This window comes from Paraburkholderia sp. 22099 (assembly GCF_052045835.1).
GTDB lineage: Bacteria > Pseudomonadota > Gammaproteobacteria > Burkholderiales > Burkholderiaceae > Paraburkholderia > Paraburkholderia terricola.
On sequence record NZ_JBQEPU010000001.1, the window covers coordinates 349,627 to 368,650 of the forward strand.

A 19,024-nucleotide genomic window follows, 5' to 3' on the forward strand; every position below is an offset into this window, starting at 1 on the left:
GTCAGCCCCGCACATCGAACACCGCAAACGGCGCGGTGGCGCTTGCGACGCGGCGCGTTCCCGTCGCATCGTAAAGGTCGGCTTCCACGAACGAGACGCGCCCGCCCAGACGTTTGACGCGGGCGTCGGCGATAAAGTCGCCCACGTATCCCGGCTCGATCATGTCGACCGTGAGACTGATCGTTGCGCACGTGCGGCCGTGCGGCAGCCTGGCGAGCAGCGCTAGGGCCATCGCGAGATCGAGCATCGAGGCGAGCGTTCCGCCCGATACCACGCCATTGCCTTGCACCGAGTGGTCCGGCGCGGTGAAGCGGAGCGACAGCCCCTCCGCGCTGCCCGCCAGCAAGGTGGCGCGCAGCGAGGTCAACGCGGGATTCATGTCGAGCGTGACGTTGCTCGCTTGCGCGGACAGAAGCTCGTGAAGCAAGGCGCGATCGGGATTGTCTCGACGTAGCGTCGGTTCGATCACGTCAGCCATGTCGTTGCGCGACGCACACTTGTCGTTGACGGCCCAGTCCCTCGATCTCGGCTTCCATCACATCGCCGTCGCGCAGGAAACGGTTGTAGTGCGTGCCGTTGCCGGCCGGCGAGCCGGTGCAGATGACGTCGCCGGGCAACAGCCGCGAATAGCGCGAAATGTATTCGATCTGCCGCTCGATACCGAACAGCATGTCGGCGGTCGTCTCGTCCTGCATGACTTGCCCCGACACCGTGAGCCGCATTCGCAGACGATGCGGGTCGGGAACGAATGCCTTGGGCACCAGATACGGTCCGAGCGGCAGAAAGCCCGGCTGTCCCTTCGAGCGCAGCCAGTCGGTGCCCAGCATCTTGTAGTCGGTGCGTGGAATCAGATCACGCGCGGAGATGTCGTTGGCGATGGTGTAACCCGCCACGTGGTCCAACGCCTGCTCGCGGGGAATCCGATAGCCGCCGCGACCGATGACGACGGCCAGCTCCAGCTCCCAGTCGGGCTTCACTGTCGTGACCGGCAGCACCAGCGGATCGAACGCCCCCGAGACCGCGGAGACCGGCTTCGTGAATGCGTAAGGCTCGCCGTTCGCGAGCCGCTCATCCATCATGGCTTCCGCCCAGCGCCGAAGGCCAGCCTCGTCGAGTCCTTCTGGACCGACCTTCGCATCCACCGTCAGATCGACCACATGCTTGCGGTAATTCGCGCCCGTGCAAAAAATCTGACGCGGCAGATCGATGGCCGGGTGAGCCTGCAAATCGGACAACGCATGCCAGCGGCCCTCTTCCGCCGAGACCTGCGCGGCGAGGCGGCCCAATGCGGGCTCGCTCGCCGGCCAGGCGTCGAGAAGCGCGAGCACGCCGGGCGCGTTTGCCAGATCGCGTTCGCCATGACGCGCTGCCAGTTCGGCAAGCGAAGCCACGCGATCATTCACGACGAAGCCCACAAAGCGGGCAGCGTCCCCCACCGAAAACGTTCCGAGCGCGTATCGCTTCACTTCTGTCCCCCCATGTATTGCTCGACCATCGAATCGTCGACGATGGTCGAATAGTCATTGTCCGCACCCACCAGACCGAGCGAGCGACGGTGCGCGACGAGTAGCGCGACGCCCTCTGCCGATGGACGCAGCGAATCCGGGTTCTGCGCGATCATCGCGGCGGCAACCGCGTCCGGAAAACCGGCCGCCAGCACTGCCTGCCTCGCAAATTCCGCGCGCTCGCCAACGCGCCGGCGAGCGCGTTCCAGCGCTCGCAGCCACGCGGCGACCCTGGCGTTCGCCGCGCCGCCCCGGCGCACGACGACGCCCTGCCCGGGAAAATCGGCGTACGTGTCCTGCACGCTCGCGATACAGGCAAGCCCCGCCGCTTGCGCCATCGAATCGAATGGCGGCCCTAGCAAGGTTGCGTCGCCCTGTCCCGCCACGAGCGCGTCGAAGCGCTCCTTGACGCCGCCCGCAGGCGTCAGGCGCACCGCATCGGACGGCACGCCCGCATCGCGCAGCATGGCCCTGAGCGCAACGACGAAGCCGTTGTCCGGCGCATCGACGAGCAGGTTCGCACCGTGCAGATCCCGCAGATTGCGCAGTTGCGGCCTCGCGAGCACCGTCAACGGCGTGGTTCGCTCGATCTGCGCGACGACGCGAAAGTCTCGCGGACCCACGCGGCCGTTCCAGCCGATGACGTTGTCCATCGAAGTCACGACCGCATCCACGCTTCCGGCCACGAGCGCGTCGAATTGCTCATCCGACGAACGGTTGCGATCGGCGTGAACCGCGATGGCCAGCTCGTCGCGACTCGCGACAAGCGCAAGCAGCGGCGGCACGAACCACATCACGCGAATTTTCTCTGTCTCCATGAATCCCGGCTGTTGTCATTTGATTGCCCCCATTACAAAACGGACCGTTCATATTTGTCAAGCTCAAACCTAGCCAAAAACCGCTAACCATCCCTAATCATTTTCCCTATTGACAGGCAACTCCGACTCATTAACGATACGATACGACTCGTTAATGGAGAGAACATGGAGACGCTGGTCAACAATCAGGGCTTGCAGCAGCAGGCGGACACGGACACGTATTGCCCGGTCAGGCGGATCGTCACGGGCACCAATACGCGGGGCCAGTCCTGCTTCGTGTCGGATGGACCGACGCCGAACCGGACGAACCGGCCGGGGCTGCCGCTTGCGCACGTCGTGTGGGCAACCGGCGAAGCGCGCGCACCCGGCGACGATCCCGCGCCGGCCGGTCGCGCGTTCGCGTTCCATTCGAAGGGCGGCTCGTTGCTACGCGTCGTCGATTTTCCGCCTGACAACAACTACGACGAAGCGCAGCTCAAGCAATTCCTCGACGACAGCGGCGTGCGCGGCAAATCCGACGCACGGCATTTCTGGTTTCACAAGACGGAGTCGCTCGACTACGCAATCGTGCTCGAAGGCGAAATCTGGGCGCTGCTCGACGAAGGCGAAACGCTCATGCGCGCTGGAGACGTGCTGATCCAGCGCGCGACCAGTCACAGTTGGGCGAACCGCTCGGACAAGCCGTGCCGGATGGCGTTCGTGCTGCTCGATCTCGTCGAAGGAGAGCCGCTGTGAGCAAGGCGATCATTACCTGCGCGGTGACGGGTGGCGCTCATACACCCTCCATGTCGCGGTTTCTGCCGGTCACGCCGGAGCAGATCGCAGCCGAATCCATCGCGGCCGCCGAGGCCGGCGCCTCGATCATTCATCTGCATGCCCGCGATCCCGAGGACGGCCGCCCCTCCGGCGACCCTGAAATCTTCAGGCGCTTCGTCACGGCCATCAAGTCCTCGACGAACGCCGTCATCAACATTTCGACGGGCGGCGGCGGTCCGAACATGCCCATCGAGGAGCGCACGGCGGCAGGCCGGGCGCTCAAGCCCGAGATGTGCTCGCTCAACATGGGCTCGCTCAACCTCGTGCTGTCGGAGATGGCCGAACGCGAGCGCGAATGGCGGCATGACTGGGAAGTGCCGTTCCTGAAGGGCACGCGCGGGCTGATCTTCCGCAATACCTACGACGACATCGCGTGGATTCTCGAGCATGTCGGAAAAGCCGGCGGCACGCGCTTTGAATTCGAGTGCTACGACGTCGGCCATCTGTACACGCTGCAGTACTTCCTGGAAAAGGGTCTCGTGAAGCCGCCGCTTTTCGTGCAGACCGTGTTCGGCCTGCGCGGCGCGATGGGCGCCCACGCCGAGGACCTGCTGCATCAGAAGCGCACCGCCGACCGGCTGTTCGGCAACGACTACCACTGGTCCGTGCTGGCGGCCGGCAAGCATCAGATGCCTGTCGCGACGATGGCGAGCCTGATGGGCGGCAACGTCCGGGTCGGCCTCGAAGACAGCCTGTATATCGGCCGCGGCGAGCTGGCTCGAAGCAACGCCGACCAGGTGCGCAAGATTCGCCGGATTCTCGGCGAACTGGGCATCGAGATCGCCTCGCCGGACGAAGCGAGACGGATGCTCGATCTGAAGGGCCACGACCAGGTGGCCTTCTAGCCATACCGGACAGGGATCGCCCCCCGGTCGCTGGCGTGAAACCGGCAGCGATCCCGATCCGGCGTTCGATGTCCGTCGTTCCGTCCGCGGACGGCGACACATTGCCCGACGCCCTGCGTCAGGAGCAGCCAATACAAGAACGTTGGAGACGAACATGACTCATCTTTCCCCTGAAGCCCGGCCGGCACGCGTCGCCGGTGCGCGGCACGGCTGGCTCCTGATGGCCAGTTGCTGGCTCTCTTCGACCGGCGCCGTGCTGATCGCCCCCGTGCTTCCGCAGATGCGGCACGACTATGCGGGCGTCCCGCATGCGGACGTGCTGACGCTGATCGTGCTGGTCATTCCCGCGCTGATGATCGCGTTGTTCAGTCCGCTCGTCGGATCGCTGGTGGACGCGTTCGGACGCAAGCGCCTTTATCTGGCCGCGGTCGCGATCTACGCGGTGGCCGGCGTCCTGCCGTTCTGGCTAACGAGCCTCTACGCGATCGTCGCCGCGCGCGCGGTGATCGGTCTCGCGGAAGCGGCGATCGTCACGATCGCCACCGCGCTCGTCGCCAATTATTTCTCCGGTATGCGGCGACAGAAGTGGCTGACGATGCAGCACGCGTCGGCCTCCGTCGTGGCCGCCTTGATGTTCGCCGTGGGCGGCGGGCTTGGCAGCCTGGCGGCGGGCTGGCGCACGCCGTTCCTGGTCTATGGATGCGCGATCCTGTTCCTTCCGTTTATCGCGGTGATGATCTGGGAACCCGGCGAAAAAACGCACGTCGAGCATGCTCCCGTGCAGAAGTTGCCGTTTCCGTGGCGCGAGATCGGCCTTCTCTGTTTGCTGATTCTTTTCGCGTCGGTCATGTTTTTCGTCGTGCCGGTGCAGATCAGCTTTTTGCTCAGCGAGCGCGGCGTCACGGCACCGGCGATTCTCGGGTTCGGCGGCGCCATCGCCAATGCGGGCATTCCGGTGGGTTCGTTTGCGTTTCACCGGCTCGCCCGCTGGCCTATCAACCGGCTTCTGGTCATCGCCTTCGGGCTGCTCGCGCTGGGTTTTTTTGTCATCGCATCGTGCGCGGGCGCAAACGCGACGGTCGCGGGCGCTTTTCTCGCCGCGGCGGGCGCGGGCATGGCGCTGCCGCTACTCGGCACGTGGACGCTGGCGCGCGTGCCGTTCGCGCAAAGCGGTCGAGCGACCGGCGGGTATATGGGATCGTTTTTCCTCGGCAATTTCCTGAGCCCGCTCATCGTCGAATCAGTCGCCAGGTTCGCCGGCGGACTCATCCAGGCGGTCGCGTGGCTGGCGGTGGCCTGCGCCGGCACGGCGGTCGCGGTCCTGATCCTGACACTGGCGAAACGCGGACCCAGCGGATCGGTGCATGCGGCGCAGGTGAACCGCGTTCCGCTCGGCTGACCGCTTCGATCACACGTCTGCGACTGCGCCGGCAGTCGCCGCGTCGACGTCCTTCGTGCCATGAACAAGGCGACACCGACGCATGGCATGGAGACGGCTCAAGCGAGCCCTTCGACTCGTTACAATAGCCCGTGCAAAAACGCGTTCCCTTCAACCGCATCGTGTGCGACACATGTTGACCTCTTATTTCCGGAGCGGCGACGCCATCCGCAGCCGGCGCGTGAGCGATATCGTGTTAACGGACACGATCGACGTGCCCGCCCCCCCGGCGCGTCTGCTGGCGGATTGGCAAAGAGAGACGTCGACGCACATGCGGTTGGACCCCGGCGACGTCGAGCCCATGCCTTTGGCGCGAGCGCGGATGCGCTGGCCCGACTACGCGCGCTGCGTCGAGGCCATGTCCGACTGGACGTCCGCGCTAGGGCTGCCCGAGGTGCTCGCTTCCAGCGACATCGCCCTCATGGCCTGCCGCGGCGCGCGGTATCACCATGACGCCGCGCAATATGGCGGAGCGGCCTTTTGCAATCTCTTCATGAGCGAGGACAAGGGGCTGGATCTGCATTTTCCCGCGTTGGGCCTGCGCATTCCCCTGACCCGCGGCACGGCCGTGATATTCGACACTGGCCAGCCTCATGGCGTCATTCGGCGCGGCCGCACGAGCTTCGACGCCGCCGACTTCCCGCAGGACCAGGACTGGCTCCAGATATTCCTGACCTGGGAGCTTCCTATCGAAGAGGCTCATGTCGGGCAGGCGCTCAACATTGCATTCGATATCGCCCCTCCTGTTTCGCCGCAACCGGACGAAGAGCAAGTCCGGCTCGATGGCGAACGAGCCGACGTGTGCCCGAATTCCGGTCGCTGGTTCCAGGTGGACTAGACGTCGGGGCTCGCCGACCGTCTGTATGATGGCGGCTTTCGCCGACGCCTGGCACGCGCGGCGCAACGCATTCATCCACACTCAGAGGAAGACCGCCATGACGGCCGCAACGCAATTCGATCAGGTTTCCATCGTCAAACGCGCCAATGTCTACTTCGACGGCAAGTGCGTGTCGCACACCGTTCTGTTCGCCGACGGCACGCGCAAGACGCTCGGCGTTATCTTGCCGGGCGTGCTCAACTTCGGCACCGACGCGCCGGAGATCATGGAGGTGCAGGCGGGCCAATGCCGCATTCGCCTCGAAGGCACCGACGAGTGGCGGACGTATGGCGCGGGCGAGTCATTCTCGGTGCCCGGCAAGAGCCGCTTCGATATCGACGTGATCGAAACCCTCGACTACGTCTGCAGCTATCTGTAGATCGACTGGGCGCATGACGCGCGGCGATGCAGGCGGCTTCATAGGCATGCGCCGGGGCCACGAAAGAAGCCCGCTCCGACCACGCAGCGTGTAAGCCTAATGGCTGCGCTTTCTATCGACTTGGACCACTTCGCGTGGCTGCTTTTCGTAGGGCGGCGTGTTTTCGTTTGAGTGGCTTCGTCACGCCGATAATCACCTCGGCAAGACGTTGCGCGGCCGCCTTCATTTGCGCGTTGCTGAATCCGCCGAATCCAAGCACCAGACCGGGCCGGGCCGTTCCCGGCGCGAACATCGGCGATACGGCCCGCACGGCGACTCCGGCCCGCGCGGCCAGTTCGACCACCTTGCGGTCATCCATGCCTTGCGCCAGCCACAGGACGACATGCATGCCCTGGTCGCCCGGCTCCAGCCATGCCAGATCATTCGGAAGCAGCGCGTTCAGCGTCTCGATCAACTGGGCCCGGTGGTCTGAATAGACGTTGCGAACTCTGCGGATGTGGCGCTCCAGATGGCCCTCGGCCATGAAGGCCGCCAACACATGCTGATCGGCGTTCGGCGGATGACGGTCCATCAGCACACGCGCGCCGCAGAAAGCATCGACCAGATCGTCGGGGACGATCACATAACCCGAGCGCAACGACGGAAACAGGACCTTGCTAAACGTGCCGAGATAAATCACCCGGTCGGGGTCCAGTCCCTGAAGTGACGGAAACGGATAGCCCTGGTAGCGAAGTTCGCTATCGTAGTCGTCCTCGACGACCCATGCGTGGTTTGCACGCGCCCAGGCCAGCAAGGCGCTGCGCCGAGCCATGCTCATCGGCATGCCCAGCGGATACTGATGCGACGGCGTGACGAATGCGGCCCGCGCGTGAGGCGCCGCCCGTATCCCCGCTTCGACATCGATGCCCTCGGCGTCGACCGGTATGCGAATCATCGCATCGCCATGCCCCGTACTTTCGAGTATCGCGGTAACACCACGGTAGGCCGGGTTCTCCACCCAGACCTGATCGCGCGGACCCAGCAACACCTGGCTCGCGAGAAAAAGTCCCTGCTGCGTACCGCTGGTAACGATGACCTGACCCGGTTCGCAGCGCACGGAACGGGACTTGCGCACGTAGTCGGCAATCGCTTCACGCAGCGGTAAGGCCCCAAGCGGATCGGAGTACCCAGCCGGCGCGCCGGCTCCCCTGGCACGCAGACGGTTGCCGAGCCGGCGCCAGATGTCGGCGGGCGCGGTCGAACCGACAGGTACGGAAATCGCGAACGGCACCGGCGGCAGCGGCCTGAATTCCTGCGCGATCCGCGCAAATGCCGCGGCGGGCTCAGGCAGGCTGGTCCGCGCGACACGCCGGCGGGCCGCACGCGGTTCGATCGCCTGTCGCGGCTCGGCGAGTGCTTGCGCGACGCACGTGCCGGCGCCCCCCTTCGATTCCAGAAAGCCCTCGGCGATCAGTTGCTCGTAAGCCCCGATCACCGTGCCGCGCGAGACTTGCAGCGAAGCCGCCAGCAATCGCGTGGACGGCAACGCATCGCCGGGCTGGATATTCCCCGTGCGCACCGCCTCTCGCAACGCCTGCGCGACCTGACGGCTGAGGCTGCCCGCCGCGCGGTCCAGGGTGCCGATCGACGGAATTTCCGCGGCCCGCGCCGTTCTCGCCATGATTCTGGTCCTATGAAATCGATCTAAACTGGATCTGTAGGATAAACCAGTTTTTCAACATAATGCGTCCACACGGCTTTCGATCCGATCGCCTTCGAACACCTCCGCCAGCTAGTGGAACCGACATGTACATACCCGCCGATTTCAATGAACCTCGCACCGAGATTCTGCACGCGCACATCGCGCAACATCCGTTCGGAACGCTGATTACGCATGGAAACAGTGGGCTCGACGCCAACCATCTTCCATTCGAACTGGCGGCGGCCGAGGGCGAGCTGGGCGTCCTGCGCGCGCACGTCGCGCGGGCCAACCCGGTATGGCAGGACGTCGCGAACGGCGATGAAGTGCTCGTCGTCTTTCGTGCGGGAGACGCTTATATTTCCCCGACCTGGTATCCGAGCAAACACGAGTTTCACCGGCAGGTTCCCACCTGGAATTACGTCGTCGTCCATGCGTATGGACGCATCGCCGTTCACGATGACGAGCAATACGTGCGCGGCGTGGTCGCCCGGCTAACCCGCACGCATGAGGCTTCGCAACCCAAACCCTGGAAGATGGCCGACGCACCGAGGGACTACATCGATACCCTGCTCAAGTCGATCGTCGGCCTGCGGATCGACATCACGCGACTGGTCGGCAAGAGCAAGCTTGCCCAGAACAAGGACGCACGCGATATTCGAGGTGCTGGCGAAGCGCTCAGGGCGCGCGAGAACTTTCAGATCGGCGATGCCATGCTGGCCGAGGCCGCCAGGAAGCCGGAGTAACCCGCTCCGCCGCTGTCGAATTGCCCGGCATAAGCCGGGCAATGGTTTATGGCGAAACCAAACCGCCCTATCTCATCACGCTTTGTTCATGCTTTGCCCTACCTTCGGTTATGCAAAGCAGTCGCCGAACCCCAGGACATTCCCGTACGACAGGGTTCCGCGTTCAATAATGAAAGGCCGGGCCGGCACTCCGCCTTCTGCGCAAACCCTTCAATGAAGCTGCACGGGCCCGCCCCGTCTGAGGCTCCTCTTTCACCAGCACTGCCGGCTCCACTTGCATTACCAAAAGTAGGGAAAAGCCCGCAGAAAATGTAGCTGGATCGATCAAATTGGCTTGAATACGCTGCGATTCATCCATCAAGCAGAGGTGGCAGCGCACGGTCGACATAGTGCTTCTTTTCATTCGACGAATCGTGTTTGCTGTTCGCCCGGCTGCCTTGCAACTTTCATAGGTCGCGGGCTTGATTTCTTGAACTCGCCAGTTGGGAAGACAGAATGAACCCTAACCTGACATTTGCGCCGGGAGATGTGTTGAGCCCGGGCACAATGGAAGCGGAAGACGTTGCAGCGGCTGCCAAACATGTCGCGGTTTCCGGCACCGACATTCTTACGGTTAAAAACCTGTCGAAAATCTTCGGGCCGAAGCCCGAGCGTGCCGCCGATCTAATCAAGCAAGGCCTTGGCCGCAACGAGATTTTCGAGCAAACCGGCAACATGGTCGCTGTCAACGACGTCAGCCTCAGCGTTAAGGCGGGCGAGATTTTTGTCGTCATGGGCCTCTCGGGTTCCGGCAAGTCGACGCTGGTTCGACTGCTCAACCGGCTGATCGAGCCGACGTCGGGCCAGGTCATTCTCGAAGGCCACGACATTGCGCCCATGTCTACGTTGGAATTACGTGATGTGCGCCGCAAGAAGATGGCGATGGTGTTCCAGTCATTCGCGCTTCTGCCGAACCGCACGGTCCTCGACAACATCGCGTACGGGCTGGAAGTGGCCGGCATCAAGAAGGCGCAGCGCTACGAAATCGCCCGTACCGCGCTCACGCGAGTCGGTCTCGGCTCGTACGAAAAACTGCTTCCCAGCGAACTGTCCGGCGGCATGCAGCAGCGGGTAGGCCTCGCACGCGCGCTTGCCGTGAATCCCGCCGTGCTTCTGATGGACGAAGCGTTCTCGGCGCTGGACCCGCTGATCCGCTTCGAAATGCAATGCGAACTTCTACGGCTTCAGAAAGAAGAGCAGCGGACAATCGTCTTCATTTCACACGACATCGAAGAAGCCATCAAGATTGGCGGCCGGATCGGCATCATGAAGGATGGCTGCCTGATCCAGGTCGGCACGCCTGCTGAACTTATCCAGTCGCCCGCGGACGCTTACGTGCGGGACTTCTTCCGCAATGTCGACGTATCCCGCTTCCTCAAGGCCTCCAGCCTGATGACAAAGGTGGACCGGGGTCTCATTTCCTGCGACGTCGGCACATCCTCGGAACGTTACCTCAATCAGCTTATCGATAGCGGCGTCGAATGCGGTTATGTCTGCGACGAATCGGGTCGATACCAGGGCTGCGTCACGCCGGCCTCGTTGCATAAGAGCGGTACGCGCCCCGTGCGCGACGCCTTGCTTCGGGATGTGAATGCGGTTTCGCTGGATGCGGATTTGCATCAACTGGCCGCGATTGCATTGAGCCAGGAGCACGACGTACCCGTCACCGACACGGCCGGAAAGCTCGCGGGCGTGGTGTCCTGCCGGACGATACTCAAGCAGGTTATGGAACGGAGAGCAGCATGAACTCGTCAGTCATCGGGAAATTCGCAGAAGACGGCGTCAATTTTCTCTTTCAGCATTTCCGGGGCGGTTTCGACGCTTTCTCCGCCTCATTGGGCGCGGTCATCAAGCTATTGCAGGACGGACTGGCCGCGATTCCCTTCGTTGCGATGCTGGTCATTCTCGTGGCCTTTGCGTTGTGGCGACGCGGTGTGGTTTTTTCGGTCTTCGTCGGCCTTGCGCTTCTCGCGATTCATTACATGGGTCTGTGGGCTCAAACCGTCTCGACCTTGGCACTCGTCATCGCAGCGACCTTCTTCAGCCTGGTAGTGGGCGTGCCACTCGGCATCTGGGGAGCGCGCAACAAACGGGTGGAAATGATCTTGCGCTCGCTGCTCGACTTCATGCAGACGATGCCCGCCTTCGTCTATCTGATCCCGGCGGTCATCCTGTTTGGCTTGGGACGCGTGCCGGCGGTGATCGCCACCATCGTGTTTGCCATGCCGCCAGTTGTGCGGCTCACGACCCTGGGTATCCGGCAGGTGCGCGAGGAACTGCTGGAGGCGGGCCGCGCCTTCGGCAGTACGGACATGCAGCTTCTCTGGAAAATCCAGTTGCCGAATGCACTGCCTTCAATCATGGCCGGCGTGAATCAGACCATCATGATGGCGCTTTCGATGGTCGTGGTGGCGTCGATGATTGGCGCCGGCGGGCTGGGCGAATACGTGCTGAGTGGTATTCAGCGTCTCGACATCGGGATCGGCTTCGAAGGCGGACTCGGCGTCGTATTGCTCGCCATCGTACTCGACCGCTTGACGGAGAGCTTTGGCGTGAAGGCGAAGAAGAAAGTCAAACGAGTCACGCCCGGCACGGGAGCGGCAAAGGCCGGCACACATGCCGCGGCGCGCACTTGACCGGCAGCATCGCATCGCGCATGCGATGCGATCGCCAGCGAGTTTGGAGACCCGACACGCTATTGCAGCAGCAGTCGAATTTTCAAGAAGATTTCATCATCTCGTAGGAGTAGCGCATGAACAGCAATGTATTGAAGTCGCTCGTTATGAAACTGGCGGTGTCGGCGGTCGTTGCCCTGGCTGCCGGTGCGGGGCCGGCAGTCGCGGCCGAACCGCTGAAGATGGCGGTTACGAACTGGGCGGATGTACTGGCCGTCGCCAATGTCGCCAAGTACGCTCTGGAGACGAACCTCAAGCAGCCGGTGCAGTTTGTTCAGGCCGATATCGGCATTCAGTACCAGGGCGTCGCCCGCGGCGACCTCGACATCATGGTGGGTGGCTGGCTGCCGGTGACGCACGCAGCGTATTACACAAAGTACAAGAACGATATGGACGACGTCGGCATCATCTATACCGGCGGCAAGAACGGTTGGGCGGTGCCGGCATACATTCCCGAGGCCCAGCTCTCGTCGATTGCCGACCTGGAGAAAGCCGACGTCAAGAGCAAGCTGAATGGCACCGTGCAGGGTATCGAGCCCGGCGGCGGCCTGATGCAGGCGTCCGAGAAAACCATCAAGGCCTATGACCTGAATGGCTACAACCTGCAATCGTCGAGCGAAGCAGGCATGCTCGCAGGCGTGCAGCGAGCTTACCAGTCGAAGCAATGGATCGTCGCCACGGTCTGGAGCCCTCATTGGCTGTTCCAGAAATGGCAGATGCGTTATCTCAAGGACCCCAAGGGTACGCTGGGTGGCGAGGAGCAGGTTCACGCCTTCGCATCCAAACAGTTCGCAAGCAAGTTTCCGCGGGCGGACGTCTTCTTCAAGCATTTCAAGCTGACTCTCGCTGACGTCGAGGCCATCGAGTTCGAGGGCAACGCCACGAACGACTATGCGACGGCGGCGAAGAAATTCGTCGACGCGCATCCGGAGAAGTTGAAGGCCTGGTTGCAGCAATAGATCACGTTGTTCTCGCCGTGAGCGGAAGGGTTCATTGCCGCTCGCGGCGTGGCATGACTTGTCTTACACGATTTAATTCCGGAGTGACCACGTGAACGAGAACTCACGCTTTTTTGCTGAAACTCTCCAGAGCCGTGACCCCGTCATCGCATCGGAGATTGCGTTGGAGTTGCGTCGCCAGCAAACCCAGATCGAATTGATTGCTTCCGAGAACATTGTCTCGGCTGCGGTAATGGAAGCGCAAGGCACCGTGCTGACCAACAAATACGCGGAAGGGTATCCGTCAAAGCGGTATTACGGCGGTTGCGAGCACGTGGACAGGATCGAGGCGCTCGCCATTGACCGCGTGAAAGCGCTGTTCGATGCCGAATACGCGAACGTGCAACCCCATTCGGGCGCCCAGGCAAACGGCGCAGTGATGCTCGCGCTGGCCAAACCGGGCGACACGGTGATGGGCATGTCGCTCGACGCCGGCGGACATCTGACGCACGGCGCGCGTCCCGCGCTTTCCGGCAAATGGTTCAACGCGGTCCAGTACGGCGTGAATCCCGAAACGTATCGCATCGACTACGAGCAGGTCCATCGGCTTGCCGACGAGCATCGCCCCAAGCTCATCATCGCAGGTTATTCGGCCTACCCGCGCGCGCTGGATTTTGCCGCGTTCCGTGAAATCGCCGATAGCGTGGGCGCATTGTTGATGGTCGACATGGCGCACATTGCCGGGGTCGTCGCGGCAGGCAGGCACGAGAACCCGGTTCGATTCGCCGACGTGGTGACATCCACGACGCACAAGACGCTTCGCGGGCCGCGCGGCGGCTTCATCCTCACGAATAACGGCGACATAGCCAAGAAAATCAACTCGGCTGTATTCCCCGGTCTCCAGGGCGGCCCGCTCATGCACGTCATAGCGGGCAAAGCGGTCGCATTCGGTGAAGCGCTTCGTCCGGATTTCACGGCGTATATCGACCAGGTGCTGCGTAACGCCCAGGCGCTCGGCAACGTCCTGACGTCGGGCGGCCTGAGTCTCGTCACTGGCGGAACCGACAACCATCTGTTGCTGGTCGATTTGCGCGGCAAGCGGCTCACCGGCACCCAGGCTGAAAAGGCGCTGGAACGTGCGGGCATCACCTGCAACAAGAATGGGATTCCGTTCGATACACAAAGCCCGACTGTCACCTCGGGAATCCGCCTCGGCACGCCCGCTGCAACAACCCGAGGCTTCGGCACCGATCAGTTCGAGCAGGTCGGCCAGATGATTCTGGAAGTGCTGTCGGCGCTCGAACGCGAGCCCGACGGAGATGATCAGGTCGAACGCGCGATCCGCAGCCGCGTACGAGATCTGTGCAACCAGTTTCCGATTTACTCGCATGCCGAGGCACTTGTGTAGCCGGCCCACGATACGCCTGCGATTCTTGCCGGCTATCCGGGCAGCGCTTTGCATCTTTTATTCAAGAGAGAATTCAAAATGAGCTTCGAGGGCGTACATACACCGCTAGTCACACCGTTCAAGGCGGACGGCGAGATCGACCATGATCTACTCGGCAAACATGCCGCCAATCTCGCAGGCCGGGTTTCGGGCCTTGGAGTCGGCGGGACCACGGGCGAGTACTACGCGTTGAGTTTCGAAGAACGGGTTCGGACCTTCAACACCGTGGCGCAAGCGGCAGGCGGCAAGACGTATCTGACCGCCGGCATCAATGCGACCACGACGAAGGAAGTCATTCGCCTGGGTCAGGAAGCCAGGCGGGCCGGCCTGTCCGCGTTGCTGCTTGCCGCTCCGTACTATGCGCAGCCGACGCAGGAAGAACTGCTGAACCACATGTTGAAGGTGGACGACAGTCTCGACATGCCGATCATGCTGTACAACTTTCCGGCGCGCACCGGGACCGAAATCAGCAACGGCGTTCTGGCAACGCTGCTCGAACGGCCAAACTTCATCGCGATGAAGGAAAGCACCGGCGACATCTCGCGTCTGCATCACCTTGCCACGCATTTCCGCGACAAGCTGGTACTGAGCTGCGGCATGGACGATCAGGCGCTCGAGTTCTTCGCATGGGGAGCGAGGAGCTGGGTCGGGGGTGCTTCCAACTTCCTGCCCGAAGCGCATACCGCGCTCTTCGACGCATGCGTCGAGCAAGCTGACTTCGTAACGGGCCGCAAGCTGATGGCGCAACTGCTGCCCGTACTCGAATTGCTGGAGCGCAGCGGCAAATTCATTCAATACGTTCGCTACGGCTGTGAACTCGCCGGCACGCCAGTCGGTATCGCGCGCGCGCCGCTCGGCACGCTCACTGAAGAAGAGCGCGGCGATTTTGCGAAGCTCGTTCAACCCATGTTGCGCAACGCGCAGTAAACGCATGGCCTCGAAACTGGAATTCGTGCGGTTCCCGGCGCCAGATGGCGTGAACGGCTGGTGGGAAAGTCTGCCGCCGCCCTCCCCCGCCAATACGGTGTCTTCCGGGCATCGATATGACTGGGTCGTCGTCGGCGGCGGTATTACGGGGCTGTGCGCCGCGCGGCGTCTGGCGGAGCTTGCGCCTGACGCCACGATAGCGCTGGTCGAAGCGGACCGCATCGGGCGCACCACGGCGGGACGAAATTCCGGGTTCTTCATCGATTTGCCACACGACATCAGCAGTGAAAGCTATTCGCGCAGTGTGGAAACCGATAAGGCCGATGTCCGGTTTCAACGTCACGGCATTGACTATGTGCGCTCGACGGTCAAGCAATACAACATCGATTGCGACTGGCGGGACGACGGCAAGTTTCATGCGTCGGTGAACAGGAAAGGCCACGCCGCACTGACCCACTTTGCAGAAGGACTTGCTCGCATCGACGAAGCCTTTCAATGGCTGGACGAGACCGCCATCGCTAAAGTGACCGGCACGAACTTTTATCAGGGCGCGCTCTTTACGCCGGGTTGCAGCACGGTTCAGCCGGCAGCGCTCATGCGCGGTCTCGCGGCAACGTTGCCGGAGAACGCGAAGGTCTTCGAGCTGAGCGCGGTCAAGGGCATCGAAGACCAGGGGCTATCGAAAGTACTGCGCTTCGACAGCGGCAAGATCGTCGCGAGGCGCGTGATTCTATGCACCAACGCGTATGCGGCGACCTTCGGCGGGCATCCGAACGGTCTGCTGCCTGTTTATACGTTTGCGTCCATGACACGGGTAATGAACCCGGAAGAAGTCGGGCGACTCGGCGGCACGCGGTCATGGGCACTGATTCCCGCCGACCCGATGGGCTCGACCGTTCGCCGTCTGATTACGGACCGTATCTGCGTTCGCAACCACTTCGCCTTTCGACCTGGCCTGGAACTTTCGCAGGCTGACCTGGCGAAGGCGAAGACCATGCATCAACGGTCGTTCGACCGGCGCTTTCCGATGCTGAAAAACGTCGAACTGGAATACACATGGGGCGGTCCGTTGTGTCTGTCCGCGAACAACGGCGCGCTGTTCGGATGCAGGGACGATGGCGTCTTCCAGGCGATCGGATGCAATGGCCTCGGTCTGAGCAGAGGGTCGGCATCCGGGAAACTCATCGCCGAATACGCACTCGGCCAATCCAATGAACTCGTTCGCCAGCTTTTGAACCAGCCGCATCCGCGCTCGCTGCCGGTCCGCCCGATCGCGGACGTCGCGGTGTCAGCGGCTATCTGGATGAAGGAATTTTCGGCGGGAGCCGAGCTTTAAATTTGCGAGGACAGAACATGACGACTTATCAGGAATGGCTGCAGAAAGCTGAAACCCTCTCAGTCGATGGCAGAGCGTTTATCGCCGGGCAACGGTGTCCGGCGGCGGCGAACGAAACGTTCCAGACACTCAATCCTTCGACAGGAAAAGTACTGGCCGATATTGCAAAGTGCGATATGAAGGACGTCGACCGGGCGGTGGCGGCGGCAAGGAATGCGTTCGTGTCCGGCGTGTGGTCGAAGGCCGCGCCTGCCCAACGAAAGTCGGTGCTTCTGCGGCTCGCGCAACTCATCGAGGAAAACGCCGAGGAACTGGCGCTGCTCGAAGCACTCGAAGCGGGCAAGCCGATCAGCGAGTGCATGGCACTGGACATCCCCGAATCGGCGGCCTGTATCCGCTGGCACGCGGAAGTCACCGACAAGCGGTACGACGCGCTGTCGCCGTCTGGCGCGAGCGTCGTGAGCATGATTACGCGCGAGCCGATTGGTATCGTGGGCGCAGTTCTGCCGTGGAACTTCCCGGCGCTCATGCTTGCCTGGAAAATCGGCCCGGCGCTCTCCGTCGGCAACAGCGTCATTGTGAAACCCGCCGAGCAGACATCGCTTTCCACACTGCGCATCGCCGACCTGGCAAGGGAAGCCGGCGTGCCCGAAGGTGTCTTCAGCGTCGTCACCGGCTTTGGCGAAAGCGCGGGCCAGGCCTTGGGCCGCCATGCCGACGTCGACCTGATTGCTTTCACGGGCTCGACGGAAACCGGCAAGCGGTTCCTCCATTATTCGGCGGACACGAACCTGAAGCGAGTCGTGCTGGAATGTGGCGGCAAGAACCCTCAAGTCGTTCTGCCCGACGTCGCGAACCTGGATGCCGTCGCGGAGCAGGCAGTCGCTGCCGCGTTCTGGAACATGGGCGAGAACTGCAGCGCGGGCTCCCGTATTCTGGTTCCTTCGACAACAAAAACCGAGTTGCTCGACAAGGTCCTGGCCGTTCTGGCGGGATGGAAGACGGGCGACCCGCTCGACCCCGAGGTCAAGCTTGGTTCCCTGATCGAAGAGAAGCACTGTCAAAAAGTACTCGCCCACATCGAGAAAGCGAAAGCGGAAGGCGCGCACCTCGTGTGCGGCGGCAAAGCCACGCTGACTGAGACCGGCGGGTGGTTCGTCGAGCCGACCATCTTCGACCGTGTCACGCCAGAGATGGGCATCGCCCGCGAGGAAGTCTTTGGCCCCGTCGTCTGCTTCATCGAATACGCCGACATCGACGAGGCTGTCCGGATCGCCAACGACACCTGCTATGGACTCGCCGCATCGCTATGGACCGACAACGTCAACAACGCTCACAAGATTGCCGCCCGCATCAGGGCGGGTACGGTCACGGTGAACTGTTTCGGCGAGGGCGACCTGTCCACGCCATTCGGTGGATTCAAGCAATCGGGCTTCGGCGGCCGTGATAAATCGGTCTACGCGCACGATCAGTATTGCGAGCTGAAAACCACCTGGCTGAAGCTGGACTAAAGCAATTCGACTCGATCGGGAGCCCCGGCCTGTGACGCCGGGGTGTTGACTTTCCGGGCGCGACGGCGTTTGACGCTGCCGCGCTTCAACGCTATGTGAGACCCCATGCGACTTGGATTCATCGGGACCGGCGCCATCACGCAGGCAGTCGTTACCGGATTGCTTCGGTTCGACTTTCCGCTTGAACGCATTTCGCTGTCGCCCCGCAATGCGCGGACCGCAGCGGCGCTTGCCGCTCTCGATAAGCGGGTGCAGGTATGCGAAAGCAATCAGGACGTGCTGGAAGCATCCGACGTCGTCTGTCTTGCCGTCGTGCCGCAAATCGCTGCCGACGTGTTGAGCGAACTGCATTTTGATGCGCGCCATCATGTCGTCAGCTTCATCGCCGGCATCTCGATCGATGAGGTGCGCAGGCTCGTCCGCGCGCAGGGCAAGGTCGTTCGCGCGATACCGCTGCCGGCAGTTGCCGAGGGCAAGGGAAGCACGGCGATCTGTCCCGCGGACCACGTTGCGAAATCCTTGTTCTCGGCGTTGGGACAGGCGGTCGAAGTCGACGACGAAGCCAGGTTCGACGCACTGTTGGCCGTCACCGCGACGATGGCGAGCTTCTATGCGGTGCTGGAAGCCCAGGCGTCATGGCTGGTCCGCCAAGGGCTCAGTGACGATGCCGCTCGCTCATTTCTGTCGGGCTATTCTGTCGGCCTCGCGCACGACACAACGCGAGGTGAAAGATCGTTTACTGAGCTGATCGAGCACTCCATGACGCCGGGTGGCATCAACGAACAGGTTCACGACGAGCTCTCGAAACGCGGTACGTATGCGCATTTCGCCGACGCCCTCGACCGGGTTTTGATGAGGATCCAAGGCCGCGCATAACGTCACGTTTTCGCCACGTTTTTCGCCACGCAGAACGCCGCCTGAGGAGAGGCCTGACCTCGGGTTGACCTCTCTTGCCAACGAGCAGGGAGACTCGCAAACTATTCCGATCGAGATGCTCCTGCCTCATGACGGATGGCCGCCTTGCACCGAGAAAAAATAGAGCGGCGTAG

Annotated in this window: 18 protein-coding genes; 14 read left to right on the top strand and 4 right to left on the bottom strand. The window is 62.4% G+C overall.

All coding sequences use genetic code 11. From position 1 onward, the window contains the following. Position 1: 1 nt before the first annotated feature. Genes ACTJLC_RS01590 through ACTJLC_RS01600 form a run of 3 tightly spaced genes read right to left on the bottom strand, consistent with a single transcriptional unit; the run spans position 2 to position 2,323 of the window. Entirely contained in the window at positions 2–478 is a 477-nt protein-coding gene (locus ACTJLC_RS01590) for a PaaI family thioesterase (protein ID WP_073427669.1), read from the bottom strand. After that, on the bottom strand, positions 471–1,436 hold the full coding sequence (locus tag ACTJLC_RS01595) for a fumarylacetoacetate hydrolase family protein (RefSeq protein WP_235004809.1): 966 nt from the start codon (positions 1,434–1,436) through the stop codon (positions 471–473). The genes ACTJLC_RS01590 and ACTJLC_RS01595 overlap by 8 nt, the downstream gene beginning before the upstream one ends. Before the next feature lie 26 nt (positions 1,437–1,462). Continuing rightward, the gene (locus ACTJLC_RS01600; RefSeq protein ID WP_073427667.1) at positions 1,463–2,323 is read right to left on the bottom strand and encodes an ABC transporter substrate-binding protein; all 861 of its coding nucleotides are present in this window, start codon (positions 2,321–2,323) and stop codon (positions 1,463–1,465) included. Between the two features lie 165 nt (positions 2,324–2,488). Between ACTJLC_RS01600 and ACTJLC_RS01605 the strand changes: the two genes are divergently transcribed. From ACTJLC_RS01605 to ACTJLC_RS01625, 5 genes are all read left to right on the top strand, one after another. Next, positions 2,489–3,058: a cupin domain-containing protein gene (locus ACTJLC_RS01605; RefSeq protein ID WP_073427666.1), complete on the top strand. Its 570-nt coding sequence runs from the start codon at positions 2,489–2,491 to the stop codon at positions 3,056–3,058. Further along, entirely contained in the window at positions 3,055–3,984 is a 930-nt protein-coding gene (locus ACTJLC_RS01610) for a 3-keto-5-aminohexanoate cleavage protein (RefSeq protein ID WP_073427665.1), read from the top strand. Before ACTJLC_RS01605 ends, ACTJLC_RS01610 begins: the two co-directional genes overlap by 4 nt. Before the next feature lie 154 nt (positions 3,985–4,138). Next, positions 4,139–5,383 carry an MFS transporter gene (locus ACTJLC_RS01615; RefSeq protein ID WP_073427664.1) on the top strand — a complete coding sequence of 415 codons (1,245 nt, stop codon included), beginning with the start codon at positions 4,139–4,141 and terminating at the stop codon, positions 5,381–5,383. A gap of 172 nt (positions 5,384–5,555) precedes the next feature. Beyond that, positions 5,556–6,260: a hypothetical protein gene (locus ACTJLC_RS01620; RefSeq protein ID WP_073427663.1), complete on the top strand. Its 705-nt coding sequence runs from the start codon at positions 5,556–5,558 to the stop codon at positions 6,258–6,260. A gap of 97 nt (positions 6,261–6,357) precedes the next feature. Beyond that, positions 6,358–6,678 carry a pyrimidine/purine nucleoside phosphorylase gene (locus ACTJLC_RS01625; protein WP_073427715.1) on the top strand — a complete coding sequence of 107 codons (321 nt, stop codon included), beginning with the start codon at positions 6,358–6,360 and terminating at the stop codon, positions 6,676–6,678. A gap of 112 nt (positions 6,679–6,790) precedes the next feature. Here the strand turns inward: ACTJLC_RS01625 and pdxR are convergent, their stop codons facing one another. Beyond that, positions 6,791–8,338 carry a MocR-like pyridoxine biosynthesis transcription factor PdxR gene (pdxR, locus tag ACTJLC_RS01630; protein ID WP_310129078.1) on the bottom strand — a complete coding sequence of 516 codons (1,548 nt, stop codon included), beginning with the start codon at positions 8,336–8,338 and terminating at the stop codon, positions 6,791–6,793. Between the two features lie 125 nt (positions 8,339–8,463). On the opposite strand from pdxR, the gene ACTJLC_RS01635 reads away from it, so the two are divergent. From ACTJLC_RS01635 to ACTJLC_RS01675, 9 genes are all read left to right on the top strand, one after another. Next, positions 8,464–9,102: an FMN-binding negative transcriptional regulator gene (locus ACTJLC_RS01635; RefSeq protein ID WP_073427662.1), complete on the top strand. Its 639-nt coding sequence runs from the start codon at positions 8,464–8,466 to the stop codon at positions 9,100–9,102. Between the two features lie 495 nt (positions 9,103–9,597). Further along, positions 9,598–10,887, top strand: coding sequence for a quaternary amine ABC transporter ATP-binding protein (locus ACTJLC_RS01640; protein ID WP_073427661.1), 1,290 nt, complete (start codon positions 9,598–9,600; stop codon positions 10,885–10,887). Beyond that, positions 10,884–11,777 (top strand): ABC transporter permease, encoded by an 894-nt coding sequence (locus tag ACTJLC_RS01645; RefSeq protein ID WP_073427660.1) that lies wholly within the window; start codon positions 10,884–10,886, stop codon positions 11,775–11,777. Before ACTJLC_RS01640 ends, ACTJLC_RS01645 begins: the two co-directional genes overlap by 4 nt. Before the next feature lie 116 nt (positions 11,778–11,893). After that, a complete protein-coding gene (locus ACTJLC_RS01650) occupies positions 11,894–12,775 on the top strand; it encodes a glycine betaine ABC transporter substrate-binding protein (RefSeq protein ID WP_073427659.1) in 882 nt (293 codons plus the stop codon). A gap of 91 nt (positions 12,776–12,866) precedes the next feature. Next, the gene (glyA, locus tag ACTJLC_RS01655; RefSeq protein ID WP_073427658.1) at positions 12,867–14,162 is read left to right on the top strand and encodes a serine hydroxymethyltransferase; all 1,296 of its coding nucleotides are present in this window, start codon (positions 12,867–12,869) and stop codon (positions 14,160–14,162) included. 78 nt (positions 14,163–14,240) lie between these two features. Continuing rightward, the gene (locus tag ACTJLC_RS01660) at positions 14,241–15,128 is read left to right on the top strand and encodes a dihydrodipicolinate synthase family protein (RefSeq protein ID WP_073427657.1); all 888 of its coding nucleotides are present in this window, start codon (positions 14,241–14,243) and stop codon (positions 15,126–15,128) included. Between the two features lie 4 nt (positions 15,129–15,132). Further along, positions 15,133–16,464, top strand: a complete 1,332-nt coding sequence (locus ACTJLC_RS01665) for an NAD(P)/FAD-dependent oxidoreductase (protein WP_073427656.1) — start codon at positions 15,133–15,135, stop codon at positions 16,462–16,464. Between the two features lie 17 nt (positions 16,465–16,481). Next, a complete protein-coding gene (locus ACTJLC_RS01670) occupies positions 16,482–17,975 on the top strand; it encodes an aldehyde dehydrogenase (RefSeq protein WP_440843199.1) in 1,494 nt (497 codons plus the stop codon). Between the two features lie 105 nt (positions 17,976–18,080). Beyond that, on the top strand, positions 18,081–18,851 hold the full coding sequence (locus ACTJLC_RS01675) for a pyrroline-5-carboxylate reductase (protein WP_073427654.1): 771 nt from the start codon (positions 18,081–18,083) through the stop codon (positions 18,849–18,851). Positions 18,852–19,024: the final 173 nt, after the last annotated feature.